We start from the raw sequence: 25,445 nt of genomic DNA, 5'->3' as shown, positions 1-25,445 counted from the left end.
GCGGCGTGTCGCCGGCCTCGGTCGCTCGACACGCCGATCCCGTCTGGGATTCGGCACGCACGAATCTCGGCCCGGCGGGCCAGGCGGCCTCAGCCGAGGAAAATGTCGGGGAACAGACGGTCGTCGGGAGTGCCAGGAACCGCAGCGTAGCCGGAGAAATCAGTGACACCGGCAGCCTCGAGCACGTCCTCGACGATCAGGCTCTGACCCGAATACGATGCTGCTTCCTTCGTGAGAACGGCATACGCGGCATCCGCATAGATCTCCGGCGTCCGGCTCGCGGCCATCACCTTGTCACCGCCGAGCAGATTCTGCACCGCGGCGGTCGCGATCGTCGTGCGCGGCCACAGTGTGTTCGCCGCGATCCCGTCGCCACCGAATTCGGCAGCAAGCCCCAGCGTGACCATCGTCATTCCGAACTTCGCCAGCGAATATCCGGTGTGTGCCCCGAGCCACTCCGGCGTCGGGTTCAGCGGCGGCGACAGCGACAGGATGTGCGGGTTCTCGGCCTCACGCAGCTGCGGAATCGCCGCGCGCGACAGCATGAAGGTCCCGCGCACGTTGACGTCCTGCATGAGGTCATACTTCTTCGCGCCGAGATCGAGAGAGCGCGACAGGTCGATGACGCTGGCGTTGTTGATGACGATGTCGATGCCGCCGAACTCGCCCTGAGTCTTCATGACCGCTTCGGTGATGTCGTCATCCTCACGCACGTCGCCCACGATCGGCAGCGCATTGCCGCCGGCCGCGCGGATCTGCTCGGCGGCGGTGTGAATCGTGCCCTCGAGCTTCGGATGCGGGGTGTCGGTCTTCGCCAGCATCGCAATGTTCGCGCCGTCCGCTGCTGCGCGCAGCGCGATGGCGAGGCCGATGCCGCGGCTGCCGCCCGACATCAGAATGGTTTTTCCTGCCAGTGTCATCGGATCTCCTTTTCCCAGCACCCGTTCGACGAGCGCAAATGGTTCTGTTTCGACCGGATCCGGAGCCATTTGCGCTCCGTGAACCTGGGTTCGAGTGTCTACTTCGGGGCCATCCGGATCGCGCCGTCCAGGCGGATGGTCTCACCGTTCAGATAGTCGTTTTCGACAATGCTCCGCACGAGCGCGGCGTATTCGCCGGGGCGTCCGAGGCGCGCGGGGTACGGCACCTGCTGCCCGAGAGATTCCTGCGCGGCTTCAGGGAGGCCGGCGAGCATCGGCGTCTCCATGATTCCGGGCGCGATCGTGCAGACCCGGATGCCGTGGCGGGCAAGCTCTCGCGCAATGGGAAGCGTCATCGCGTGCACGCCGCCCTTTGACGCCGAGTAGGCGGGCTGGCCGATCTGTCCGTCGAAGGCGGCGACGGAGGCCGTGTTCACGATGACGCCGCGCGCACTGTCGACGTTCCCTGAGCCTTCGACCGGCTCCGGGGTCGAAGGGTCGTTCTTGGCCATCACTGCGGATGCCTGCGAAATCACGTTGAACGTGCCGACGAGGTTGATCCGGATGACGCGCTCGAAGTCGGCGAGCACGGCAGGGTTCCCGTCACGATCGAGTACCTTCGCGGGCGGTGCGATGCCGGCGCAGTTGACGACGATGCGCAGCGGTGCTTTCTCATTCGCCGTAGCGACAGCAGCCTGCACCTCATCAACGTTCGTGACGTCGGCGGCGGCGAACGTGCCGCCCAGTTCGGCGGCCACGGTCGCACCGTCAGAGGAGGGGAGGTCGATCAGTGTGACATGGGCGCCCGCAGCGGCAAGCATCCGAGCCGTTGCCAGGCCGAGGCCGGAAGCCCCGCCGGTGATCAATGCCCCAGTTCCCTGGATCTGCATGCGTTCTCCTTCGAACCGTTTGCAACTGAGTCCCAGCATACGCAGTTCTCAGTGTCACCCCTGGCGGCTGCGCCTAGGGAGGTGTTGGCTGTAGTCATGGAACTGCGTCGCAAGCGAGCCTACGATACCGCCGAACAGGCCGATGGATTCCGCGTTCTCGTCGATCGACTGTGGCCCCGAGGCGTCTCGAAGGAGCACGCAGCCATTGACCTGTGGTCCAAGGACACCGCCCCGAGTCCGGAACTGCGAAAGGACTGGCATGCGGCATCCGACGACGATTGGGGCGTCTACGCCGAGCATTACCGAGCGGAACTCGCGAATGAAAGCGCCGGGGCGCTGGGCGAGCTGGCAGCAGAGCTGAAGCACCACGACGTTGTCACCCTTGTCTACGCAGCCCACGACGAGCGGCACAATCACGCCATCGTGCTCGAAGCGGCGCTGCGCGAGCTGCTGTGATGGCCGTCCCCCGCGCACAACTCCTGAGAAACCACGCGCAGCGGCCCGATCTGGCAGTGTTTCCCGGCTTCTGCGGCCATTCTTCAGGAGTTATGAACGGGAAGCAGGTGGGACTGTGACGATTCCGGCCGCGCCGGCGCAGGTGATGCGCCTGGCGGGCGGCGCGGCACTGACCCCGGTGTGGGCGAACAGCATCGGCGGGCTGACGTTCCGCAGCGACGACGGCCGCTTCATCAAGTGGGGGCCGCACGACTCCGAGGCGAACATGCGCGATGAAGCGGAACGGATGCGGTGGGCCTCCCGGTGGACGCGCGTTCCCGAGGTGATCGCGCAAGGACAGGATGCGACGCACGAATGGCTCGTCACCGTGGCTCTTCCTGGCGAGAGCGCGGCCTTCCCACGGTGGATCGCCGAACCGGCCAGCGCCGTGCGCGCAATCGGCGAAGGCCTGCGGATGCTGCATGACGCGCTGCCGGTCGATGAATGCCCGTGGAGCTGGAGCGTACCCACCCGCATCACGAAGGCCGAGGCCCGGGGCATCCGCGTTCCGGATGCGTTGCGCGACCCGCCGCCGGTCGACCAGCTCGTCGTCTGCCACGGCGACGCCTGCGCGCCCAATACCCTCCTCGACGAGGACGGCACTCCGCTTGCGCACGTCGATCTCGCAGCCCTGGGCACCGCCGATCGTTGGGCAGATATCGCCGTGGCCTCGATGAGCACACTGTGGAACTATGGCCCCGGCTGGGAGGAGGCCCTCATCGAGGCATACGGCGTCGCACCCGACCGCGAACGCCTGGCCTACTACCGAGAACTGTGGAACGCGAGCTGATGGCTCATCCGCTCATGTTCACGGACGGCGACCCGTTGCTGCACCGGGTGCGTGCCATCGCGCTCGCATTTCCGGAGGCCGCCGAGAAGGTCAGCCACGGGCGCCCGGCGTTCTTCACGAAGAAGGTGTTCTGCTATTTCGGTGGCTCGCAGCACGTCGACGACGAGTGGATCGCTCATGATGCCGCGATCATGGTGCGCCCGGATCCCCTCGACGAGCCGGCGCTGCGTCAAGACGCTCGCTTCTGGGTACCGGCATATCTGGGTCCGTCTGGATGGCTCGGCATCGATCTCGACGAGGCGACCGATTGGCGGGAGATCGCAGAGCTCATCGATGCGTCGTACCGGGTCACCGCATCGAAACGATTGATCCGAGCGCTCGATGAGCTGCAGCCACCCGACATTGTTCAGTAGTACGTATTAACGTATTATTGCGGTATGGATGACGAACTAGCAGCACTGCGCGAAGCGGTGCGTGTCCTGACGGAACGAGTCGACACTCTCGACGCTCAGCAGCAGACCGCTCACGCGGTCGATGAATCACCTGCTGATGGCGATGCGTTCTGGGCCCTGACCGGAGTGCAGTCACGTCTCGCGGATGCTCCCTCGACCGCGGACGGTGCCGTGATGCTCGTGGGGTCGCTGACTCTGCCCACCGGCGCTCCGGTGTCATGGCAGCAGAGCGTTGGAACCACGGGAATGCTGGAGACGGAATGGACGGAGCGCGCGGCGGCGTTCGCGGCGTTGGGGCATCCGGTTCGGATGGAACTTCTCCGGCACATCCTCTCCGGCGTGCATGCGACAGCTGACCTGGCGTCAATCGAGGCACTCGGGACGACGGGCCAGCTGCACCACCATCTGCGCCAACTGCTCAGCGCCGGATGGGTGCGTCAGAGTGGGCGCGGCAACTACGAGATCCCGGCGGCGCGGATCGTCCCTCTGCTGGCGTGCGTGCTCGGAGCCGAGCGATGAGGCACGCGCTCGCTGCGGTCTATCGCTTTCGCGTGCCCGGGTACTACGCCGCGACCGCAACCCTCCTCGCCGTCGCTCTGTCCACATTCTTAACTCTGGGCGAAACCGTGCGTCAGGCTCGCGGCATCCTGTCGCTGATCGCGGTGTGCGTGCTGGCGCTGTGCATCGTGCTCGCATTCGTCGCCCCCGCCTTTCTCCCCGACTCATCGACGGTGCTGGTCTCCTCTCCGGTACACGGGAGATGGCTCGCGATGAACAGCCCCGCGTCGAAAGTCCCCAGTCACGGAGTTCGTGCATACGGGCAGACGTACGCAATCGATCTCGTCAGTGAGCCAGTCGATGAGGTCCGTCCGACCTTCGGCGAGGGCTCGGCGATGCGTGACCCGTCGGAGTATCCGGCCTTCGGCGCGCCGGTGCTCGCCATGTGTGACGGAGTGGTGGTGCGCGCTTCCGACTGGCGACGGGATCACCGAGCGCGCTCCAGTGCGCTCGCAGTGATCTACATGATGATCGAAGGTGCGTTCCGGGAGCTGGGCGGGCCGGGGTTCGCCATCGGCAACCACGTCACGGTCCGCGGCGCGGATGGCGTGCATGCCATGGTCGCGCACCTGCAACGCGGGTCGGTGATCGTTCGCGTCGGCGAGACGGTGCGCGAGGGTCAGCAGCTGGGAAGCTGCGGCAACTCCGGTAACACCAGCGAGCCTCATGTGCATGCTCAGCTCATGGATCGCGCCTCGCCATGGACAGGGATCGGTATTCCGATGGCCTTCACCGGAATCTCCCTCGCAGATGCTGCAGAAAAGGTCCGCGCACTCCCCCAAAATGGCGAGCATATGACCCACACCCCCTGATTGCGAGTGGGTAGTTGTGGCTCGATTTCGCGCGGAAACTGAGCCACAACCGGCCACTCGCAAGCCGGTTAAGAGGTGGGGCCCAGGATGAAGTTCCAGGTGTTGAAGACCACGGCGGCGGTCAGCGCAGCGGTGGGAATCAGCATCCCGATGATGAGCAGCACCGTATCGCCGCGGTCCCACGGCGACGGGCGAGCCCAGGTACGCGCTGCCGGGCCGCCGAAGCCGCGCGCCTCCATCGCGGTCGCCAGCGATGACCCGCGCCGGATCGCCAGGACGAACAGGGCGAACGCCATCCCGATCCCCCGCCGGATCCGCCCCTGATCGGCGACGCCGCGGGCTCGACGGGCCAGCGCCAGCGCACGCCAGTCATCAGCGAGTAATCCGAGCATCCGCATTCCGGCGAGCGCGCCGATCACGAAGCGGGCAGGAAGATGCGCTCGTTGCGCCAGATCATCGGCCAGATCGGTGGGGTCCACGGTGACGAACAGCACGATCGCTGGCAGCCCGATGGCCAGCACGCGCACCGCCGTCGCCGCCGCGAGCGCCAATGAACCATCGCTGACGCGCATGACGAACCACTCGAAATAGACGGTTCCGCTCGCCTCGCCATACAGCGCGATCGTTACGGCGCTGAGCGGCGCGGCAATCCACAGCACCGCGGTGCGCATCCAGAACTCCCGCGCTTTCAGCCCGGCGAGCAGCAGCAGCGGAATCTCCAGCACCAGCGCGACAGCAGCCGACAGCACATCGATCGTGAGGATCAGCGGGACGCTGATCAGCAACGCCGTCGCCAACTTCGCCAGTGCACTGCGCGGAGCGATGGGCCCGGTTCTCGGCACCCGGCCGGTATCAATGGCGAACGCGCTCACGATCCGAGCTCGATCCGACGCGCATGCAAAGCCTTCATCACGTCCTCATCGTGCGAGACAACGATGATCGCCGCGCCCTGGTCGCGCAGGCCCGCGATGATCGCGACGAGCTCCGCCCAGGTCACGGCATCCTGTCCGAATGTCGGCTCATCGAGCATGAGCACGTGCGGCCGGGTGGCAAGCGCGGCGGCCACCGTCAGTCGTCGCTTCTCGCCGCCGGAGAGCGTGTACGGGTTCGCCTCAGCCAGCGCGTTCAGCCGCAACCGGACGAGCAGGTCATCAACCCTGGCCGTGACCTCGCCCTCATCGAGGCCAAGGGCGCGCGGCCCGATCGACAGCTCTTCGCGCACGGTTCTGGCGAGCAGCTGATGCTCCGGGCTCTGCAGCACCGCACCGATGCGGGTGAGCAGCGCGCGCGAAGACCATTTCCCGGGGTTGGCTTTTTCACCGGATGCCAGCGAAGCGGATGCCGTGACCCGCCCGCTTTCGGGATCGATGAGCCCGGCCAGCGTCAGCCCGAGCGTGGACTTTCCCGTGCCGTTGCGCCCGACGATTCCGAGCACCTCACCCGCGCGCACGCCGACATCGACAGGGCCGGCGACTGGCATGCCCCGACGTCGTGAAACTACGAGCTGCTGCGCCTGCAGCAGCTCGCCACCCGGCGCCGCGACGGGCGCCGGCGGAGAGGCCGGCGGATGCCCGGGAACCCACACGCCCGCCGCGGCGAGTTCTTCGCCGCGGGCGCCGAGCACAGCCTCCGGTGTGCCGTCGGCGAGAACGACCGTCGAGTCCTCTTCCACGCCCAGCACGATCACGCGATCGACGAGCGGCAGCCACACATCGATGCGGTGCTCGATGACCACGAGCGTCGCTCCGGTTGCATCCAGCACGTTTTTGACCGCATCGCGCACCTCCTCGACCCCGGCGGGATCAAGGTTCGCGGTCGGCTCATCGAGCAGGATCGCCCCGGGGCGCATGGCCAGCACACCGGCGAGTGCGAGCCGTTGCTTCTGCCCGCCCGAGAGCGCGGCGGTTGAGCGGTCCCGCGGCAGATCGAGGCCGACCGCATCGAGCGCAGCATCCACTCGCGGCCAGATCTCCTCGCGCGGTATTCCGAGGTTCTCGCATCCGAAAGCCACATCGTCACCGACACGCGCCAGGATCGTCTGGGTATCGGGGTCTTGCAGCACCATCCCGACCCGGCCGTGCACCTGTGCCGCAGGCAGGCCGTCCACGTGCAGCTCGCCGATCTCCTCGCCCTCGTCGGCGCCGCCGAGCACACCGCCGAACGCCTGCAGCAGGGTCGACTTCCCCGATCCGGATGCGCCCAGCAACAGAACCCGCTCGCCGGCGGAGATGTTCAGAGTGACATCGCGCAACGCCCAGCGTCGGCGTGTGGCGTAACGCCAACCCCAGCCGTACGCCGAAAGCGCGGCTGGGGTCGACGTCACACCGGTGCCGATCGTCACACCCGCGGGGTTGCCGCGCGCCCAGAGGCGAAACGGCCCAGCGCACCGGTAGCGGCGAGCCCGCGAGCGATGAACCATCCGCCGAGGCCGGCGATGACGGCGCCGGAGATCGTGGTCGACGCGATGTACACGCTAGTGAACAGCACATCGGCGCCGGGGTACCAGAGGATGCGGTCATTGATGCCGCAGGCCACACCGGCACCGGCACCGGCGAGAACAGCCACCGGCAGGCGCCAGACGCCGTAGAGGAACAGCAGGAAGATGATCTCCGCGCCCAATCCCTGCACGATGCCGGACGCGATGGTCAGCGGCCCCCACTGGTTGCCGATGAGAGCGGAGATGACCGACGCGACGACCGAGGTGTAGATCGCGGCGCCCGGCTTGCGGATGATCAGCCCGCCGAGCACGCCGGCGAGCAGCCAGGGGCCCGCGAGAAGCCCCTGCACGCCGGGAAGCAGCGGCTTCAGCAGCGCGCTCGGTGCCTCATAGCCGACGTTCCAGAGCAGGAAGATGACGGCGCAGGCGACGGCGATCACACTGGCGACGACGATGTCGACGACGCGCCAACGCCACAGCTCCGAGCGGCGCAATCCCGTGGCTGTGGACGTGGCCGATCCGACAGATCCTGAAGTGGACATGGATGTACTCATTTGAACTCCTCCCTGCGCTGGCATTACCCAGATCAGGTTCGACGGTCGAAGCGCGGTTCGCTCCCTCTCAGCCCGACATTCGGGCTCCCGTGGTTGTGCTGATGATCATACCCGTCTGCAACCGCAGCCGGACTCAGCGCAGAGTGCGAGCGGATTCGGTAGCGTAGATGGGTGACCCCTGACGATGCCACGCCCGAGACGGGCACGCTCAGCCGCCGAGCACTGCGTGCACGCGCCCACAAGCGCGATGCTGAACACTCCCCCACGGAGCCGCCCAGCGAGAGTACAGAACAGGGGTCCGTCTCCGCGCCGATACTGTCGGATGCTACGCAGTCACCGTCCACGGATGCTCAAAAGCCGCCGGCACCTCCGGTCGGTCTTTTCGATTTCGATGCTGAGCTGAACGCGATCGAAACTGCTCTGGCGGAGCCATCGCCGCAGGCGCGGTGGGCTGACGCCGGCAGTTCGGGTTCCGCTCTCACCTGGCTCGATTCCGAAGCCGTGGCGGCGGGGACCCGTCCAGCCGATCTCGATGCGGTAACGATGCACGAGCCCGGTCCGGATCTGCTCGCCGGCGCTGCGCTTCGCTCCGGTGCGGCACGCACCTGGCTGCCGCCTCTGGGCGCTTTGGCCGCTCTCGCGGTGGCCTACTCGGCGACCATGCTGCTGTGGCCGTTGCACGAGGTGGCACCGACCGTGCAGGCAGCCGATTTCCAGCCGGTGGCGTCCGAGCCGGCGACAGTGTCCTGGCCGACCATCGGCAGTGCCGGTGTGAGCGTGGCCGGAGTCTCATCGATGGCCTCTGATGCGGCCGCCGTGCCGATCGCCAGCGTGACGAAGGTCGTCAGCAGTCTGATGGTGCTGGACGCGCTGCCGCTGCAGCCGGGCGAGACCGGGCCGGAGTACGGTTTCAGGTACAGCGACACCGTCGATTACTGGGACTACCGCCGCGCCAATCAGTCGGCACTGGATGTTCCTGTCGGCGGCGTGCTGAACGAATACCAGCTGCTTCAGGGCACGCTGCTGGGTTCAGCCAATAACTACATCGACCGTCTTGCCCGTGAGATCTGGGGTTCCGATCGTCGATTCGCCGAAGCTGCCGAGAAGTGGCTCGCGGACCGCGGCTTGGACGACATCACGATCGTGACGCCGTCGGGCTTCGATGAGGACAACGTCGCCACCCCGGAGGCTCTCTTGCGGCTCGCCGAGCGGGCGATGCAGAACCCGGTCTTCGCCGAGATCGTCGGTACCCCGAGCGTAGAACTGCCCGGCGCCGGACTCGTCGAGAACACCAACGGGATGCTGGCGGACCCGGGTGTCGTCGGGATCAAGACCGGAACCCTCGTCGGCTGGAGCCTGCTCACCGCGAAGGACATCACGGTCAATGGCACAACGGTTCGCCTGTACGCCGCGGTGCTGAACCAGGGCGACAACGACGAACGACTTGCCGTGACGCGGTCGCTGTTCTCCGGCGTGGAAGCCTCGTTGGCTGCGGCTTCCCCCGCTGTCGCGAAGGGCACGGTCGTCGGCGCAGTCAGCACGCCGTGGGGCGCGAGCGTCGATGTCATCACGGATGCCGATGCCGAGGTGGTGCTGTGGAACGGCGCCGCCGCGGCCTCGAACGTGGTTTTTGATCTGACCGATCAGCGCACCGGCGAGATCGGCACGCTGACAGTCACCGGCCCCGTGGATGCTGAAGAGATCAGTGTTTCGCTGGCCGAGGAGCTGTCCGGCCCGAGTCCGCTGTGGCGGCTGACGCATCCGCTCGAACTACTCGGGCTCGACTCCGCGAACTGATCTTCGCCCGCAGATAAAGAGGGCCAGCAGACGACGAGGGCCGGCTACCCATGCAGCCGGCCCTCATCTCTTGCTCACGGTGTTTCGTCGACCACGACCTCGGCTTCTTCCGAGGCGACCACACCGATAGCGCCGGTCATCGCCTCTTCAGCGTCGATGTCGGTCGCGGCCTGCTCGAACTGCGACTGGTAGAGCCGCCAATAGGCGCCCTGCGCCGCAATGAGCTCATCGTGCGTGCCCTTCTCGACGATGTCACCATGCTCCATCACCAGGATGAGGTCGGCATCGCGAATCGTGGACAGCCGGTGCGCGATCACGAACGATGTGCGGCCCTGTCTGAGCGCGGCCATCGCATGCTGCAGCAAGAGCTCCGTGCGGGTATCGACGGCGCTGGTGGCCTCATCCAGGATGAGGATCGACGGCTTCGCCACGAACGCACGCGCGATCGTCACGAGCTGTCGCTCACCCGCAGACACGTTGGCGGCGTCTTCTTCGAGCACGGTGTCGTAGCCATCCGGCAGCGCGTGCACGAATCGGTCGACGTAGGTCGCCCTGGCGGCGTCGAGCACTTCCTCATCGCTGGCTGTTGCGCGCCCGTAGCGGATGTTCTCCAGGATCGATCCCGCGAACAGCCACGGGTCCTGCAGCACCATCCCGGTGCGGGAGCGCAGATCATCACGCGTCACCTCGGCGATGTCCTGCCCATCGAGAAGGATCCGGCCCGAGTTCAGCTCGTAGAACCGCATGATGAGGTTCACCAGTGTCGTCTTGCCGGCCCCGGTGGGGCCCACGATCGCAACGGTCTGCCCCGGCTCCACCCGGAAGGAGAGGTCGTTGATCAGCGGACGCTCCGGCGTGTACGAGAACGACACATTTTCGAACTCGATGACGCCTTGAGCCGCCTCACCCCGTGGCAGAGTCGGCGCGTCTTCGGCGTCGGGCTCCTGCTCATCAGCATCGAGGAAGTCGAACACCCGCTCTGCGGAGGCCGTACCCGACTGCACGATTGCTGCCATGCCGCCCAGTTCGCTCAGCGGCTGTGTGAACTGCTGTGAGTACTGGATGAAGGCCTGCACATCACCGAGGCGCAGCTGTCCGCTGGCGACCATCAGACCGCCAAGAACCGCGATGCCGACGTAGGTGAGACTGCCGATGAACGTCATCGCCGGCATGATGATGCCGGACAGGAACTGTGCTTTGAAGCTCGATTGGAACAGCTCTTCGTTCTCGGCCTGGAACTTGTCGAGAGCATCCTGCTCGCGGCCGTAGACCTTGACCAGTGCGTGGCCGGAGAAAGCCTCCTCCACCCGAGCGTTGAGACGGCCAACCTTGCGCCACTGCATGCCGAAGGCCTTCTGCGAGCGCGGTCCGATGACCCCGAAGATCACGCCCATGAGCGGCAGTGCGACAAGAGCCACCAGCGCCAGCTGCCAAGAGATCGAGAACATCATCACGAGGACGCCGACCACGGTCAGAACCGAGGTCAATGCCCCAGAGAGGGACTGCTGCATCGTCTGGGTGATGTTGTCGATGTCGTTGGTAACGCGCGAGATCAGTTCACCGCGCTGCACCTTGTCGAAGTACGCCAGCGGCAGCCGGTTGATCTTCGCCTCAACGTCTTCGCGGAGCCGCCACATCGCGCGGACCATGATCACGTTGATGACGTAGCCCTGAATCCAGCTCAGCAGCGCCGCACCGACATAGATGGCCAGAACGCCGATGATGATCCACCGCAGGCGTTCGAAGTCGATACCGGCACCGACCTCGAAGTCGCTGAAGGCTGCGACCATGTTGGCGAAGTCGTTCTGATCCTGCGAGCGCAGCAACTCAACGACATCGGCTTGCGACGTACCAGCCGGAACGCCGTTGTCGGCGAGCATCCGCGAGATGAAACCCTCGTAGATGATGTTGGTCGCCTCGCCGAGCACCTTGGGTGCTGCGACCATGAGCACGACACCGATCGCACCGAGGATCGAGACGATGACGAGCCAGATCGCCGACGGCTTCAGCAGCCCCAGCATCCGGCCGAAGCTCTTGCCGAAGTTATCGGCCTTGCCGGGGGTGGGAGCATCCCAACCACCGGCCTCCAGGCGCGCAGCGTCGGCGAGTTCTGCCTCGTACTGCTCTTCGGCGGTCAAAACGGCCGCTTCGTTCGTCGCATCGCTCATGCGTCCACTCCCAGCTGCGACTCAACGATCTCGCGGTAGGTCTTACTGGTTTCCAGTAGCTCGTCGTGTGTGCCGACGCCGACCATGGTGCCGCCCTCGAGGACGACGATGCGATCAGCATCGGCGATTGTCGAAACACGTTGCGCAACGACGATCTTCGTCACCTCTGGCAGCTCTCGCCACAGTGCCTGTCGCAACCGGGCATCGGTGGTGAGGTCCAGCGCGGAGAACGAGTCATCGAACACGAGGATCTCTGGCTGGTGCACGATGGCCCTGGCGATCGCCAGGCGCTGACGCTGACCTCCGGACACGTTCGTCCCGCCCTGCGAAATCCTGGATTCGAGCCCATCGGGCATCTCTTCGACAAAGTCACGACCCTGGGCGATCTCGAGCGCATGCCACAGCTCTTCATCGGTGGCTTCCTCGCGCCCGTACCGCAGGTTCGATGCGACAGTGCCGGTGAAGAGGAACGGCCGCTGCGGCACGAGGCCAATGCTCTTCCACAGCGCTTCGACATCAGCGGCACGAACGTCGGTGCCATTGACACTGACCGAGCCGCCCGTCACGTCGAACAGCCGCGGCAGCAGCGATACCAGCGTCGTCTTTCCGGAGCCGGTCGAGCCGACGATCGCGAGGGTCTCCCCCTTGACTGCGGAGAACGTCACCCCCGAGAGCACTGGCGCTTCGGCGCCCGGATAGGTGAACTCGACATCCTTCAGGTCGATGGTGCCGGGTGCCGGGAAATCCACGACACCGTTCTCGGGGCGCTCCAACCCTGATTCGGCATCCAGCACCTCGCCCACGCGTTCAGCGGAAACAGCAGCGCGGGGGATCATCATCGCCATGAAGCTCGACATGATGACGCCCATCATGATCTGGCCGATGTACTGCATGAACGCGAACAGCGTGCCGACCTCGACGTTCCCGGCGTTGATCTCGATGCCGCCGAACCAGATCACCGCGACGACCGTGACGTTCAGAATCAGCATGAACAGCGGGAACAGCAGCACGAAGAGGGACCCGATCTTGCGGCCCAGAATCATCAGGTCGGTGTTCGCACCGCGGAATCGCTCTTCTTCGATCCGCTCGCGCACGAATGCCCGCACGACGCGAACGCCGGTGAGCTGCTCGCGCATGATCCGGTTGATCGCATCGAGCTTGGCCTGGTTGCGCCGGAACAGCGGCACCATCCGGCTGATGATGATCACGGCAACCACCAGCAGCACCGGCACCGAGACGCCGATCAGCCAGCTGAGCCCGACGTCCTGCTGGACGGCCATGATGATGCCGCCGATGGCCAGCAGCGGCGCGGTGACGAACATCGTCGCCCCCATCATCGCCAGCATCTGCACCTGCTGCACATCGTTCGTGTTGCGGGTGATCAGCGACCCCGCGCCGAACTGCGAAACCTCGCGTTCGGAGAAGCCACTCACCCGCGAGAAGACGTCGGCGCGAATGTCACGACCGACACTCATCGCCGCCTTCGCCGCAAAGTACGTCGCGATGACCGAGCAGACGATCTGGCCGAGCGACACCACGAGCATGAAGCCGCCCGTGCGCCAGATATAGCCGGTATCGGCCTGAGCGACGCCCTTGTCGATGATGTCGGCGTTCAGGCGCGGCAGATAGAGGGTTGCCAGTGCGCTGGCGAACTGAAAAACAAGTACGCCGACGAGGAGCCAGCGGTATTTGCGGAGGTAACGGAAGAGAAGTTTTCCGAGCATGAAAGTGTCCTTGACAGAGAGGGGCCGAATCGGCCACAACACAGGTTGTCACGAACCTCAGACATTCGAAATACCCGCGTGCGATTATCCGCTCAGGGCGAACGATTCGCAGGTCACGGTCTGATTATTCCCACAGCGCCTGCTCGGGAGCATACGCCCGAGCGGCCGCTCCGGCATCGGTCTCGAGCTCATCGATTGTGGCCGGCTGCCACTTCGGCGTGCGGTCCTTATCGACCAGCTGCGCTCGGATTCCCTCGACGAGATCGGGGTGCTCGTGAGCGAACCACATCACCCGGCGGTACTCGCCGCGCAGCGCGTCGCGCAGGTCGCCCTCGCGGGCCTCACGGACGGCGTCGAGCGTGACGGCGAGACCCGTGGGTGACAGCTCTCGAAGTGTCTCGGCTGTGGCGGATGCCGCGGGCTCAGACCGTTCGGACAGCCGCTGCATGATCTCTCCGACGGAGTCGGCCGCGAACACCTCGTCGATCCAGGCCCGTTCATCGGCGAGCGCTGACGGCTCCGGCGTCTCGTCGAACAGGAGGACGAGCTCAGACGGGCTGGTCGGATCGGCGCGCTTGCCCAGGGCCTCGCGAAGCTCGGGCAGGTGTTGTGAGGGCACGAAGTGATCGGCGAACCCGGCGTAGATGGCATCCGTTCCGCTCATCGTGGTGCCGGTCAGTCCGAGATACTCGCCGAGCCGTCCCGGGGCCCGGCCGAGCAGCAGCGTGCCGCCGACGTCGGGGGTGAAGCCGATTCGGGTCTCGGGCATCGCCAGGCGGCTGCGCTCGGTAACGATTCGGATCGCGGCATGGCCGGCAAGGCCGATGCCGCCGCCCATCGTGATGCCGTCGGCGAAGACCACGACCGGCTTCGCGTACTCGGCGATCATCCGGTTGAGGGTGTATTCGGCGCGGAAGAACGTGGCGGTGCTCTCCGGTCGCCCCGCGGTGATCTCGTCGTACAGCATCCGCACGTCACCCCCGGCGCACAGGCCCCGTTCGCCGGCTCCGTCGATGAGCACGATGTCGATGTCGGAGTCGTACCGCCAGGCCTCGAGTGCCGCGGTGAGCTGCTGGATCATGGCGAGATTGAGTGCGTTGATCGGCCTCGGCCGGTTCAGGGTGAGCCACCCCAGCGATCCCTCAGTGCGGATCAGAACGGCGGATGCCTCGTCGATGTCAGTCACGAAAGCCACGTTACAACGGCTGATCTGGTCGTTCTGCACCCACGAAAGGCGAGATTCTGTGCGTTTTCCGGCAGGATAGGGGGAACGACCATGCAGGAAAGGCCTCGGATGCCCGACGGACAGCTCATTGAGTTCGACCACGTGACAAAGCGCTTTGGCGCTGTCGCCGCCGTCTCCGACTTCTCCGCGCGCGTCAATCCCGGTGTCGTGACAGGGTTCCTCGGCCCGAACGGTGCCGGCAAGACGACCACTCTGCGCGTACTTCTCGGACTCGAGAAGCCCACCTCGGGAACCGCCACCCTCGGCGGCACGCGCTACGCGGAACTGCGAAATCCCGCTCGCGTGGTCGGCGCCATGCTGGAGGATCCCGGCTTCCGCCCTCGGCGCACGGTCGAGCGTCATCTCACCGCTGCGGCCAAGGCCAACGGCATCTCTTCCTCGCGGGTGGCCGAACTCATCGCTTTCGTCGGTCTCGGCGGCGACGTCGACACACGCATCTCGGCGCTTTCGCTCGGCATGCGCCAGCGGCTCAGCGCGGCCACCGCTCTGCTCGGCGACCCGGGCGTCCTCATTCTCGATGAGCCGGCCAACGGCCTCGATCCCGAAGGCATCCGGTGGATGCGTACGCTCATCCGCGGCCTGGCCGCTGAGGGACGCACCGTGCTGGTGTCATCGCACGTCCTTTCCGAGATCGAGCAGACGGCCGACGAGATCCTCGTCATCGCGAACGGCAAGCTGAAATTCGCCGACACCATGGAGAATCTCGCCGACCCGCGGACCGGTCCGGTCGTAGTGGATGCTGAAGACCGCTCCGCGTTGTCGGAGACCCTGAGCGGCGCGGGTTATGAGTTCGAGGTGCTGCGCTCCGGTCTGACTGTGCGCGGCAGCGATGCCGCCACCATCGGCAGCTTGACGGCCCGTGCCGGCGTCGCACTGACCACGCTGCAGCAGCGGGGACCGACACTCGAGGACGTCTTCCTCGACCTCGTGAACGACCGCTACCAGGCCCCGGCCCCGCTGGCGGCTCCGGTCGCCGAGCCCGAGCAGGTCGCCGAACCCAAGCCCGTCGCCGAACCCGCCCCGGTCACCGAGCCCGAGCCGGTCACCGAACCCGAGCAGGTCACCGAACCCGAGCAGGTCACCGAACCCGAACCTGTCGCCGAACCCGAGCCCGTCGCCGAACCAGCCCCGGTCACCGAGCCCGAACCGGTCGAAGCGCCTGCGGTCGCCCCCGCAGAAGAAGATCGTCCGCTCCCCGGCCTCGCAGGTCTCGCCGCGATGGCCAGCGCGTTCAACACGCCAGAGCCGGCCGCAGTACCCGAGAGCGATGCCCCGGGCCACGACAAAACTGTGTCCGCCGAGCAGACTCCAGACGAACCCGCGGCAGACGAACCCGCCTCAGACGAACCAGCCGCAGAAGATTCTGCGGCCGAGCAGCGCTGACCTCAGGCCGGGCGCGGCCGGATCACCGGACGCTGACGCCCCTTCACCACCGGAATCGGTGCGGTGCTGGCAATCTCGACGACATCGACGGGATCTTCTGAGACATCGAGCCGCAGCGCCTGCGTGAGGGCGAGGCCGTGCCGGGTGGTGAGGATCAGCCGGTGGAACTGCTCATCGCCGTGCAGGTCGATGACCACGCTCGGGCGACGCCCACGGACCATGACGAAGTCGGTGGTGGCCGCGGCCTTCCAGGTGCCGGCGGCGACGATTCCGGGAATGTGCGTGCCGGGGCCCGGCACGCCACGCAACCACGTCCAGGCGTCGTCGGTCAACTGAACCTTCTGGATCGTCTCGCGAGAGATCCGCAGGTTGTCACGGTGAAACGTCGCGGCCCGCTCAAGCGGGGAGAGCACAACTTCCAGCTGTGTCTGATCCAGAAGCAGCGTCACCATGCATCCAGTCTGCCAGCGGTAGCCGCAAATCTGTCGGCAACTTGCTCACAGTGCCACAACAATCAGTCAGGGACGAGCGGATGCTGCTGCCGCCGCTGCCGCGGGCAACGCTGCCTCGATGCGAGACAGTGCCGCGTCATCATGTGCCGCGGTAAGGAACCAGGCTTCGAAAACGCTCGGCGGAAGCGCAACGCCCTGCTCACGCATGGCGTGGAAGAAGGGCGGGTACCGGAACGACTCCTGCGCCAGCGCCTCAGCGTAGGTGCGCGGAGGCGCAGGCGCGAAGGCGACCCCGAACAGGTTGCCGGCCCGCGGCACCGCGTGGATGACTCCGGCGTCGGTGAGGGCCGCATCCAGAGCGTTCGCAATGCGTGTCGCCGCGGCATCCACCCGCGCATAAACGGCCGGGGTTGCCAGCCGCAGCGTGGCCAGCCCCGCGGCCACCGACAGCGGGTTCCCCGACAGCGTTCCCGCCTGATAGACCGGGCCCACGGGCGCGAGCTGGTCCATGACCTCGGCACGTCCGCCGAGGGCGGCCAATGGCATCCCTCCGCCGACGACCTTGCCGAAGGTGATGATGTCGGGAAGGTATTCCTCGCCCAGCGAGGCCTGCAATGCCCAGAACCCGGCGTGATGCACCCGGAAGCCGGTGAGCACCTCGTCCAGGATCATCAGTGCGCCATGCGCGTGCACAGTGTCGGCGATGAAGCGGTTGAACCCCGGGTCAGGAGCCACGACGCCCATGTTGGCCGCGGCAGCCTCGACGATGACGGCGGCGATGCGGTCGCCGTGTTCGGCGAAGACGGCGGTGAGGGCATCCCGATCGTTGTATTCGATCACCAGCGTCTGCGCGGCGATCGGCGCCGGCACTCCGGCCGACCCAGGAAGCGCCAGGGTCGCAACACCAGATCCTGCTTCGGCAAGCAGGCCGTCGGAGTGCCCGTGATAGTGACCGGCGAACTTCACCAGCAGGTCGCGTCCGGTAACGCCCCGAGCCAATCGGATCGCCGTCATCGTGGCCTCGGTGCCAGTGGAGACCAGACGCACCCGCTCGATCGGTGCGAGGTCACCCAGCCGCACGCGCTCGGCGATGACGCGGGCGAGTTGGACCTCACCCGCGGTGGGCGCACCGAACGACAGGCCGCGCGTGGCGGCGTCCTGCACCGCGGAGACGACCTCTGGATGCGTGTGCCCGAGCAGGGCCGGACCCCACGAGGCGACGAGGTCGACGTATTCGGTGCCGGCGGCGTCCGTTACATAGGGGCCCTGTGCGGATGCCAGGAACCGGGGCGTCCCGCCGACGGAACCGTAGGCGCGTACCGGTGAGTTCACCCCTCCGGGAGTGACCGCCTGCGCGGCGGTGAAGAGGTCATCGTTGCGATCAGTCATCAGAAGCTCCTCAGCCAGGAAACCGGATCAGTTCCGAAGCCACTCAGCGGCCTCGGTTGCCCAATACGTCAGAACCGCATCGGCGCCCGCGCGGCGAATCGACAGCAGCGATTCCAGCACGGCGGCCCGGCGATCGATCCATCCGTTCGCACTCGCGGCCTCGATCATCGCGTACTCGCCGGAGACCTGGTACGCCCAGACCGGAACGTGCACGGCATCGCGCACCTCGCGCAGCACGTCGAGGAAGCCCATCGCGGGTTTGACCATCACGACGTCAGCCCCTTCGGCTTCATCGATCAGCGCCTCGCGCAGCCCCTCGCGGCGGTTGCCGGGATCGAGCTGGTAGGTGCGGCGGTCGCCCTGCAGCTGCGAGTCGACGGCTTCGCGGAACGGGCCGTAGAACGCGCTGGCGTACTTGGCCGCGTACCCGAGCAGCAGCGTGTCGGTGAAGCCGGCAGCATCCAGCCCCTGCCGAATCGCCGTGACCTGGCCGTCCATCATGCCGGACAGTCCCAGCAGGTGGGAGCCTGCGCGAGCCTGCGCAAGCGCCATCGAAACGTAGCGCTCCAGCGTCGCATCGTTGTCGATGACGGGATCGCCCCCTGAGCTGGTCGAAGGGCGGAGCACGCCGCAGTGACCGTGGTCGGTGAATTCGTCCAGGCACAGGTCGGTCTGCACGACGAGCGCGTCGCCGACCTCGTCGATCAGCGCGGCGGTGGCGCGGTTCAGGATGCCGTTGGCGTCATCCGCTCCGGATCCCTGAGCATCACGCACCGCAGGAACGCCGAACAGCATCACCCCGCCGACGCCCGCTTCAGCCGCCTCCACTGCCGCTCGGCGCAGCGAGTCCATCGAATGCTGGACGATGCCAGGCATCGATGAGATCGCCGTCGGCTCAGCGATCCCCTCGCGCACGAACATCGGCAGCACCAGCTGTCGCGCTTCCAGCGAAGTCTCCCGAACGAGAGCACGAACGGCCGGGCTGGTGCGAAGCCGACGCGGACGAATCTCGGGGAAGCTCACGGTGCGAACTCGTCAGCGGCATGCGGAAGCGTGAAGTGCGAGACCGCGTCGATCAGCGCGTCAACCGTCTGCTTGTCGGCCACCACGGTGATCGGAAGACCGGCCTTACGAGCATCACTTGCGGTGCGCGGTCCGATCGCGGCGAGCAGCGTGTCATCAGGGATGTCAGGGAACTGCTCGCGCACCTGCTGCGCGACGGATCCGCTCGTGATGAGGATCGCGTTGATGCGCCCGCTGTCGACGTCACGACGGATGCGATCGGTGACCGGCACGCCCACGGTGCGGTACGCGACGACGCTCGATACGTCGTGCCCGGCTTCGATCAACGAGCGGGTGAGTACGGGCTTCGCGATCTCGCTGCGCAGCGTCAGGATCCGGCGCGGCTCGGGCTCGAGGGCAATCAGCTGCTGTGCCATGCCGGCCGCGGAATTGTCGCGTTCGGGTACCAGGGTGACTTCGTATCCGACCGCCTGGAGAGCTGCGGCCGTGGTTTCACCCACTGCGGCGATCTTGGTCGACTTGGGAACCTCGGCGCGGTGCGCGAAGAGAACGTCCACCGTCGTCGCACTGGTGACGGTCAGCCAGTCGAACTCTCCGGCAGCCAGCTTCGCGAGTGCAGCGTCAAGCGCTGCCTGGTCGTTGGTCGGGCCGAAGTTGATCAGTGGCGCGACGACAGGGACTGCTCCCTGCGCACGCAGGCTCGCGGCGACACCGTCGCCCCAGGGGCCCCCTCGCGGAACGAGGACGCGCCAGCCGGTCAACGGCTTATCTTGCTTCGTTTCGGGTGTGCTGATCATTGAATTGCTCTCAGGAGACGAGTCCGGCCGCCCCTTGATCGAGCAGCCGACGGGCGACAGAAAGTCCGATCTCGCGTGCTGCGTGATTCGGGTCCGCACCATCGGCAGTATCCGCTCCGTTGCCACTGCCGTTCACACGAATATACCCCCGGTTCAGGGATTCCGTGACGTCGAGGTCGATCACACGCTCTCCTTCGGCTGCGTAGACAGCCGTTCGCACTCGAACAGCATCACCGGCGACGACCGCGTGAGCGGCCATCGGTGCCTGGCATCCGGCATCCAATCCCTCGAGGATTCCGCGCTCCACGGAGATCGCCAGACGAGTGTCTTCATCGTCGAGCCGGGCGAGGAAGCCGCGCAGCTCGGCGGGCGCGTCGGAGGTCGTCTCCACCGCGAGCGAGCCTTGGCCAGGAGCCGTGGGCCAGGTGGTCAGATCCAGCTCTTCACGGGAGAGTGGCGTGTCAGATCCCAGTCGCGAGAGGCCGGCTGCCGCGAGGATGACAGCATCCAGCTCGCCGGATTCGACCCTCGCCAGGCGCGAATCGACGTTCCCGCGGATGTCGACCACCTCGGCCTGGGGTGCACGGCGATGCACCTGCGCGATGCGGCGGGGCGAGCCGGTACCGACCTTCGCGCCCGCGGGCAACTGATGCAGCGGTGTGCCGTCGCGCGTGATGGCGACATCATGCGCCGCCTCCCGGACCGGGGTCGCGCCGATCACGAGCCCGGCTGGCATGGCCGTGGGAAGGTCTTTGAGGGAGTGGACGAGGATGTCGCACTCACCGGCGAGCAGCGCCTCGCGCAAGCGGGTGGCGAAGATGCCGAGCCCACCGATCTCCGAGAGGGATGCACGGTTCGTGTCACCCTCCGAGACGATCGGGACGAGCTCGACCTTCCGGCCGGAGATCTTCTCCAACGCTGCGGCGACGTGTCCGGACTGGGCTTGGGCAAGGGCGCTGCGGCGAGTGCCGAGACGAATAGGAGTGTTCATCATGACCTACTGCAGAACGTCCGCGATCTCGTCGAAGCGCAAGCGCCGACCCGTGTAGAACGGCACTTCCTCTTTCACGTAACGGCGAGCCTCGGTGTAGCGAAGGTCGCGCATGAGGTCGACGAGTTCAGTGACATCGTCTGCTTCCAGCGGCAGCAGCCACTCGTAATCGCCCAGGGCGAAGGATGCCACGGTGTTCGCGATGACGCCCGTGAAGGCGGCGCCCTTCCGACCGTGATCAGCGAGCATCGCGCGGCGCTCTTCTTCCGGTGCGAGGTACCACTCGGGGGTGCGCACGAACGGATACAGGCACAGCCAGCCCTTGGGCTCGACGCCGCGGAGGAACCCGGGAACGTGAGCACGGTTGAACTCGGCATCGCGATGCACGCCCATGACGTTCCACACCGGCAGCAGGGTGCGCAGCAGCTCGGTGCGGCGCAGGCGACGCAGCGCCTTCTGCAGGTCTTCGGCGGTGTCGCCGTGCAGCCAGACCAGCAGGTCCGCGTCAGCCTTCAGACCGGAGACGTCGTAGAAGCCGCGGATCGTGACTCCGGAGTCTTCGATGTGACCGGAGATCGTCTCGAGCTCGGTCGCATCAGTCTCGGTGACGGGCGCGTCCGGATTACGGCGCCAGACCGCCCAGAGTGTGAAGCCAGAAGGGTTTTGTTCGGTTGCATCGGACATGCTTCCAGTGTGCCTCTTTCTGGAGGCGGGAGCGAAACGTGCGACCGAGCGGGGTCAGCGAGAGATCGCGCGAGCGATCGCCCACACCAGCGCACCGGCCACGGCGGCAACGCCGACCGATGCTGCAACCGCCCCCAGCGGGTTCCGATCGGCGAACGCACGAGCCCGGGCGGCTCCACGCACGGACGCCTTCTCGATGCGGCGCGGGACGTTGCCCTTGATCTCGATTGCTGCCAGCGCAGCCTTCAGCTCTGCCCGCGCGGATGCCACGGGATCGGTGATTCCGGCGGGAACAGCGGTACGGGGCAGGCTCTGCTCAGACAGTGTCATCACCGGCCTCCTTCACAAGTCGAATATCGGTAGCAACGGCCTGCCCGGGGTTCTCCCGACGCAGTGCCTTACGGAATTTCAGCAGTCCCAGGAGGACGCACAGTGCCATGCACAGCAGCAGCAACCCGAGCACCGCCAGTGCGGACAGCCAGACCGGCCACCATGATGACAGTCCCGCAACGGCGAAGACGAGAATCATCGGTACGAGCCAGAACAGGAAGAACAGCGCGATGAGGAACCATACGCTGCCGATGCCGGCGTCCTTCGCGGTGCGAGACACCCAGGCCTTCGCCGCGTCGATCTCTGCCTTGACGAGTTTGCTGACGAGCTCCGGAAGATCGCCGAGCAGCGTCAGAAGGCTGTCATCGGCACGGTCACGATAGCCGCGAACCATGTCACTTTCCGTTCGTCGAGGGCTTCTTGGCAGCCGGCTTGGCCTTGCTGGTCGAACCGGTGGAGGTCTTCTTCGCGGCCGCGGCATTCTTTTTGGCCTCGTCCACCGCGTCTTCTACGGCATCCTCAAGATCATCCGCGACCTTGCGGCCGGTGGCGATCGCCGAATCGAGCTTCTTGCCCGGGGTGTCTGCGTTGCCTGCGGCCTTCGCAACCTTCACCAGACCGTTCCAGACTGCGCCCGGAACCGCGGCGGCCTTGTCGCCGACGTAGCCCTTGACCTTGGTGACCTGTTCCTGCACTGGATCGAGGTGCCAAACCTTCAACCACTGCGTCTTGATCTGCTCGTAACGCTCACGTCCGGCTCGTGTGCCGAGTACGTATCCGACGCCGAGCCCGACGACGAGTCCGATCTTCCCCTTCATGGGGTCTCCTCACGTTGTTCCGGTCGAGCCGCTGGCGTTGCCGCCGTCGGCCAGGGTTTCCAGCGTAACGCTATATGCCGAAATCGGCATCTACAACAGCGGGGCTTGACAACCCAGCATTCACACCCAGATCAGAGCGCGGCGCAGGCGGTCAGCCTCGAGCTTCGCATCGGGGATGACCTGTGCGAGCCCGGTTCCGGCGACCCAGGCACCGACGACCGCCAGAGCATCGATCTGCTCCACAGCAGCCCGCACGGCGCGACGCCGCTCACCTGCCCCGATCAGGGATGACGGCTGAGACTGGGTGAAACGCGCCCGGTGAGCGGTGATGAGGGCCGATGAGGGCAGCGCTACGCCGAGCATCGCCGAAGCCTGCCGCAACGCCAGGCGGGCCGCGGACTCCTCGTCAAGCTCCGCGGTTGCCGGCAGCTCACCCTGCGAGCCGAAGGAAACACGCACGATGTGGCGGCCTCCAGCGGCCTCCCGCAACCAGAACCATTTCGCCGTCGCATGCGTCAGCGCCTTGGCGACGAGGCTGCCCGGTGCGGTCAGCACTCCCGTCCCGCGCGGGAAGACATCCAGCGCCGGCGCATCCAGGAGCAGACTCACGATCTCGATCTGCGGCGCCTCGGGAGCCGCACCGAGATCGATCTGCTCACGCAGCAGCGCGCGAGCATCCGATTCGGTCGTGGCGATGATGACGGCATCCGCTGCAATGATTTCGGGCTCGGGCTCGGGCTCGGGCTCGGGCTCGGGCTCGGGCTCGGACTCGGACTCGTCACTATCCGGGTCGGTGTCCGCAGTTGTGAACGACACGACCCAGCCGTCGCCTGTGCGATCGAGGGCTGTGACGGCAGCGCCGGTTCGGATGACTCCACCCAGATCGACCAGATCAGCTGCCAGGGCATCCACCAGCGTGCTCATGCCGCCAGCCAATGCCTCGACGGCCGAGCCGGGAGCGGACTTCGCGCGATCAGCGCGGTCGGCGACCAACTGTGCGACGGCGCCGGAGAGCGAGCCGGTGCGGGTGAGCGCCTCGTTCAGTCCGGGAGCGGCAACTTCGACGTCCACGTCGTTCGGGTGAGCGGAGTACACGCCCGCCGTCACCGGCGTGACCAACCGATCGCGCACCTTCGCCCCCATGCGCGATTCGACGAGCTTGCCGAGGCTGTGCTCCTTGCCGATCGTCAGCGGCGGGCGCAAGCGGTCGACGTACGCACGCCATGCCCCGCTCCAGCCGATGATCCGGCGCACGTCCTCAGCGAATGGGTTCGCCGGGATGCCCAGGATGCCGCCTTTGGGAAGTGGAGCCGGGTTCACTCCGGGAACACCGGCAAGCCACGCACCAGCAGGGTTCGGAGTCACGATGCGGTCGGTGAGACCGAGCTCGGCGATCAGATCGCGCACGTGCCCGCCGCGGGTCGCATAGCTCTCGGCACCGGCATCCACTGTCAGTCCGGCGAGATCCGCGCGACGGATCGCACCGCCGAGCATTTCTGCCGACTCGAGCAGGGTCACCCGAATGCCGACCTTCGCGAACTCCCGCGCGGCGACCAGGCCGCCGATCCCGCCGCCGACGACGACGACGTGGCGCTCGGCTGCCCGTTCGGCCAGCTCAGCGGTTGCTTCTTTGTCTCGGTCAGTGGTCATGACGCCGTGCGGTGCACAAGCTCCACGATTCGGGTGAGCTGGTCGGGATCGGTTTCGGGCGGCACCCCGTGTCCGAGGTTCACGATGTGCGCACGCGCAGCACGGCCGCGCGCGAGCACGTCGAGCACGTGCTGCTCGAGCACCTCCCACGGAGCCTGCAGCATGGCCGGGTCGATATTGCCCTGCACGGTGACGTCGGGGCCCAGGATGCTGGCGGCTTCGTCCAGCGGCTGACGCCAGTCGACACCGACAGCGGATGCTATGCCGTCCAGACGCATGTCGGTGAGGAAGGGGCCGGTGCCGACACCGAAGTGAATGACCGGCACGTCGAGATCGACCACAGCTGCCTTCGAGTGCGGGGCGATGTGCTGACGGTAATCAGCGGGGTTGAGCGAACCTGCCCAGGAGTCGAACAACTGCAGCGCAGATGCTCCGGCATCGCGCTGCGCCTGCAGGAATCGACGGGAGACGCGCGAGAGCCAGTCGGCAAGTCGGTTCCACGCCTCAGGGTCGGCGTGCATCATCGCCCGAGCGCGCAGGTGCTCCTTCGAGGGACCACCCTCGATCAGGTAAGCAGCCAGGGTGAAGGGTGCTCCGGCAAAACCGATCAGCGGCGTCTCCCCCAGCTCATCGATGACGATGCGCACGGCCGCGGTGATCGCGGTGTGATCGAGATCCTCCGGGTCGATCGCCGTGATGCGGTCGACATCGGCGCGTGTGCGCACGGGCTCGGCGAACACCGGGCCACGCCCTGGAACGATCTCGACGTCGACCCCGGCCAGACGCAGCGGGATGACGATGTCACTGAAGAACACCGCGGCATCCACGCCGTGACGGCGCACCGGCTGCAGCGTGATCTCGGCGGCAAGATCCGGGGTGAGGCAGGCATCCAGCATCCGGGTGCCGACGCGGAGCTCGCGGTATTCCGGAAGTGAACGGCCGGCCTGGCGCATGAACCAGACGGGGGCGTGCTCGGGTCGATCTCCGGCGAGCGCGCGCAGCAGCGGGGCTGTGGGTGAAGGCATGCTGCTATTGTCCCACCAGCCGGCACGAACCGCCCTTTCAGCAGACTCCTCAGCACGCGA

26 protein-coding genes and 1 riboswitch are annotated in these 25,445 nt (G+C 66.5%); of the genes, 7 read left to right on the top strand and 19 right to left on the bottom strand.

What is annotated here, in order from left to right; genetic code table 11:
* Nucleotides 1-89: 89 nt before the first annotated feature.
* Together ACSS7Z_RS02230 and ACSS7Z_RS02225 are read right to left on the bottom strand one after the other, a co-directional pair.
* A complete protein-coding gene (locus tag ACSS7Z_RS02230) occupies nucleotides 90-920 on the bottom strand; it encodes an SDR family oxidoreductase (RefSeq protein ID WP_438252807.1) in 831 nt (276 codons plus the stop codon).
* A 98-nt stretch (nucleotides 921-1,018) separates the two neighbouring features.
* Nucleotides 1,019-1,810, bottom strand: a complete 792-nt coding sequence (locus ACSS7Z_RS02225; protein WP_438252806.1) for an SDR family NAD(P)-dependent oxidoreductase — start codon at nucleotides 1,808-1,810, stop codon at nucleotides 1,019-1,021.
* A gap of 96 nt (nucleotides 1,811-1,906) precedes the next feature.
* Between ACSS7Z_RS02225 and ACSS7Z_RS02220 the strand changes: the two genes are divergently transcribed.
* The 5 genes from ACSS7Z_RS02220 (at nucleotide 1,907) to ACSS7Z_RS02200 (ending at nucleotide 4,917) form a co-directional block, all read left to right on the top strand.
* A complete protein-coding gene (locus ACSS7Z_RS02220; RefSeq protein WP_438252805.1) occupies nucleotides 1,907-2,266 on the top strand; it encodes a DUF488 domain-containing protein in 360 nt (119 codons plus the stop codon).
* Nucleotides 2,267-2,381: 115 nt separating this feature from the next.
* Complete coding sequence (locus ACSS7Z_RS02215) at nucleotides 2,382-3,095, top strand: phosphotransferase (protein WP_438252804.1); 714 nt, start codon at nucleotides 2,382-2,384, stop codon at nucleotides 3,093-3,095.
* Nucleotides 3,095-3,508, top strand: coding sequence for an MmcQ/YjbR family DNA-binding protein (locus ACSS7Z_RS02210; protein WP_438252803.1), 414 nt, complete (start codon nucleotides 3,095-3,097; stop codon nucleotides 3,506-3,508). The genes ACSS7Z_RS02215 and ACSS7Z_RS02210 overlap by 1 nt, the downstream gene beginning before the upstream one ends.
* Nucleotides 3,509-3,532: 24 nt before the next feature.
* On the top strand, nucleotides 3,533-4,066 hold the full coding sequence (locus ACSS7Z_RS02205; protein ID WP_438252802.1) for an ArsR/SmtB family transcription factor: 534 nt from the start codon (nucleotides 3,533-3,535) through the stop codon (nucleotides 4,064-4,066).
* Complete coding sequence (locus ACSS7Z_RS02200) at nucleotides 4,063-4,917, top strand: M23 family metallopeptidase (protein ID WP_438252801.1); 855 nt, start codon at nucleotides 4,063-4,065, stop codon at nucleotides 4,915-4,917. The genes ACSS7Z_RS02205 and ACSS7Z_RS02200 overlap by 4 nt, the downstream gene beginning before the upstream one ends.
* A 68-nt stretch (nucleotides 4,918-4,985) precedes the next feature.
* Here ACSS7Z_RS02200 and ACSS7Z_RS02195 read toward each other — a convergent pair whose 3' ends face one another.
* From ACSS7Z_RS02195 to ACSS7Z_RS02185, 3 genes are all read right to left on the bottom strand, one after another.
* On the bottom strand, nucleotides 4,986-5,789 hold the full coding sequence (locus tag ACSS7Z_RS02195) for an energy-coupling factor transporter transmembrane component T family protein (protein WP_438252800.1): 804 nt from the start codon (nucleotides 5,787-5,789) through the stop codon (nucleotides 4,986-4,988).
* On the bottom strand, nucleotides 5,786-7,336 hold the full coding sequence (locus tag ACSS7Z_RS02190) for an ABC transporter ATP-binding protein (protein WP_438252799.1): 1,551 nt from the start codon (nucleotides 7,334-7,336) through the stop codon (nucleotides 5,786-5,788). Before ACSS7Z_RS02190 ends, ACSS7Z_RS02195 begins: the two co-directional genes overlap by 4 nt.
* Complete coding sequence (locus tag ACSS7Z_RS02185; RefSeq protein ID WP_438252798.1) at nucleotides 7,255-7,908, bottom strand: ECF transporter S component; 654 nt, start codon at nucleotides 7,906-7,908, stop codon at nucleotides 7,255-7,257. Before ACSS7Z_RS02185 ends, ACSS7Z_RS02190 begins: the two co-directional genes overlap by 82 nt.
* A riboswitch (TPP riboswitch) is annotated at nucleotides 7,899-8,009 on the bottom strand. It overlaps the preceding gene by 10 nt.
* A gap of 70 nt (nucleotides 8,010-8,079) precedes the next feature.
* On the opposite strand from ACSS7Z_RS02185, the gene ACSS7Z_RS02180 reads away from it, so the two are divergent.
* The gene (locus tag ACSS7Z_RS02180) at nucleotides 8,080-9,705 is read left to right on the top strand and encodes a D-alanyl-D-alanine carboxypeptidase family protein (protein ID WP_438252797.1); all 1,626 of its coding nucleotides are present in this window, start codon (nucleotides 8,080-8,082) and stop codon (nucleotides 9,703-9,705) included.
* A 74-nt stretch (nucleotides 9,706-9,779) separates the two neighbouring features.
* On the opposite strand, the gene ACSS7Z_RS02175 is transcribed toward ACSS7Z_RS02180, so the two are convergent.
* The 3 genes from ACSS7Z_RS02175 to ACSS7Z_RS02165 form a co-directional block, all read right to left on the bottom strand.
* Nucleotides 9,780-11,873 carry an ABC transporter ATP-binding protein gene (locus ACSS7Z_RS02175; RefSeq protein ID WP_438252796.1) on the bottom strand — a complete coding sequence of 698 codons (2,094 nt, stop codon included), beginning with the start codon at nucleotides 11,871-11,873 and terminating at the stop codon, nucleotides 9,780-9,782.
* A complete protein-coding gene (locus tag ACSS7Z_RS02170; RefSeq protein ID WP_438252795.1) occupies nucleotides 11,870-13,597 on the bottom strand; it encodes an ABC transporter ATP-binding protein in 1,728 nt (575 codons plus the stop codon). The genes ACSS7Z_RS02175 and ACSS7Z_RS02170 overlap by 4 nt, the downstream gene beginning before the upstream one ends.
* Nucleotides 13,598-13,721: 124 nt before the next feature.
* Complete coding sequence (locus ACSS7Z_RS02165) at nucleotides 13,722-14,783, bottom strand: enoyl-CoA hydratase/isomerase family protein (RefSeq protein WP_438252793.1); 1,062 nt, start codon at nucleotides 14,781-14,783, stop codon at nucleotides 13,722-13,724.
* A 90-nt stretch (nucleotides 14,784-14,873) separates the two neighbouring features.
* Here ACSS7Z_RS02165 and ACSS7Z_RS02160 point away from each other — a divergent pair, with 90 nt between their 5' ends.
* Nucleotides 14,874-16,226: an ABC transporter ATP-binding protein gene (locus ACSS7Z_RS02160; RefSeq protein ID WP_438252792.1), complete on the top strand. Its 1,353-nt coding sequence runs from the start codon at nucleotides 14,874-14,876 to the stop codon at nucleotides 16,224-16,226.
* A 2-nt stretch (nucleotides 16,227-16,228) separates the two neighbouring features.
* Here ACSS7Z_RS02160 and ACSS7Z_RS02155 read toward each other — a convergent pair whose 3' ends face one another.
* The 11 genes from ACSS7Z_RS02155 to hemE all read right to left on the bottom strand — a co-directional run bounded on the left by ACSS7Z_RS02155 (nucleotide 16,229) and on the right by hemE (nucleotide 25,385).
* On the bottom strand, nucleotides 16,229-16,678 hold the full coding sequence (locus tag ACSS7Z_RS02155; protein WP_438252791.1) for a hypothetical protein: 450 nt from the start codon (nucleotides 16,676-16,678) through the stop codon (nucleotides 16,229-16,231).
* Between the two features lie 66 nt (nucleotides 16,679-16,744).
* Nucleotides 16,745-18,067, bottom strand: a complete 1,323-nt coding sequence (hemL, locus tag ACSS7Z_RS02150) for a glutamate-1-semialdehyde 2,1-aminomutase (RefSeq protein ID WP_438252790.1) — start codon at nucleotides 18,065-18,067, stop codon at nucleotides 16,745-16,747.
* Between the two features lie 27 nt (nucleotides 18,068-18,094).
* Nucleotides 18,095-19,090 (bottom strand): porphobilinogen synthase, encoded by a 996-nt coding sequence (gene hemB, locus ACSS7Z_RS02145; RefSeq protein WP_438252789.1) that lies wholly within the window; start codon nucleotides 19,088-19,090, stop codon nucleotides 18,095-18,097.
* Nucleotides 19,087-19,887, bottom strand: coding sequence for a uroporphyrinogen-III synthase (locus ACSS7Z_RS02140; RefSeq protein WP_438252788.1), 801 nt, complete (start codon nucleotides 19,885-19,887; stop codon nucleotides 19,087-19,089). The genes hemB and ACSS7Z_RS02140 overlap by 4 nt, the downstream gene beginning before the upstream one ends.
* A gap of 10 nt (nucleotides 19,888-19,897) precedes the next feature.
* Nucleotides 19,898-20,881: a hydroxymethylbilane synthase gene (gene hemC, locus ACSS7Z_RS02135; RefSeq protein ID WP_438252787.1), complete on the bottom strand. Its 984-nt coding sequence runs from the start codon at nucleotides 20,879-20,881 to the stop codon at nucleotides 19,898-19,900.
* Between the two features lie 3 nt (nucleotides 20,882-20,884).
* Nucleotides 20,885-21,562 carry a hydrogen peroxide-dependent heme synthase gene (gene hemQ, locus ACSS7Z_RS02130; protein WP_438252786.1) on the bottom strand — a complete coding sequence of 226 codons (678 nt, stop codon included), beginning with the start codon at nucleotides 21,560-21,562 and terminating at the stop codon, nucleotides 20,885-20,887.
* Nucleotides 21,563-21,616: 54 nt separating this feature from the next.
* Nucleotides 21,617-21,892 carry a hypothetical protein gene (locus ACSS7Z_RS02125; RefSeq protein WP_438252785.1) on the bottom strand — a complete coding sequence of 92 codons (276 nt, stop codon included), beginning with the start codon at nucleotides 21,890-21,892 and terminating at the stop codon, nucleotides 21,617-21,619.
* Complete coding sequence (locus ACSS7Z_RS02120; protein WP_438252784.1) at nucleotides 21,879-22,286, bottom strand: phage holin family protein; 408 nt, start codon at nucleotides 22,284-22,286, stop codon at nucleotides 21,879-21,881. Before ACSS7Z_RS02120 ends, ACSS7Z_RS02125 begins: the two co-directional genes overlap by 14 nt.
* A gap of 1 nt (nucleotide 22,287) precedes the next feature.
* The gene (locus tag ACSS7Z_RS02115; protein ID WP_438252783.1) at nucleotides 22,288-22,710 is read right to left on the bottom strand and encodes a hypothetical protein; all 423 of its coding nucleotides are present in this window, start codon (nucleotides 22,708-22,710) and stop codon (nucleotides 22,288-22,290) included.
* Nucleotides 22,711-22,830: 120 nt separating this feature from the next.
* Complete coding sequence (locus ACSS7Z_RS02110) at nucleotides 22,831-24,360, bottom strand: protoporphyrinogen/coproporphyrinogen oxidase (RefSeq protein ID WP_438252782.1); 1,530 nt, start codon at nucleotides 24,358-24,360, stop codon at nucleotides 22,831-22,833.
* Nucleotides 24,357-25,385 (bottom strand): uroporphyrinogen decarboxylase, encoded by a 1,029-nt coding sequence (hemE, locus tag ACSS7Z_RS02105; RefSeq protein ID WP_438252781.1) that lies wholly within the window; start codon nucleotides 25,383-25,385, stop codon nucleotides 24,357-24,359. The genes ACSS7Z_RS02110 and hemE overlap by 4 nt, the downstream gene beginning before the upstream one ends.
* Nucleotides 25,386-25,445 lie beyond the last annotated feature (60 nt).

Origin of the sequence: Microbacterium wangyouchuni (genome assembly GCF_051546305.1) — a bacterium.
In the GTDB taxonomy this organism is placed as follows: Bacteria; Actinomycetota; Actinomycetes; order Actinomycetales; family Microbacteriaceae; genus Microbacterium.
The sequence above is the reverse complement of the archived record's forward strand: the minus strand, read 5'-3'. Positions and strand labels throughout refer to the sequence as shown.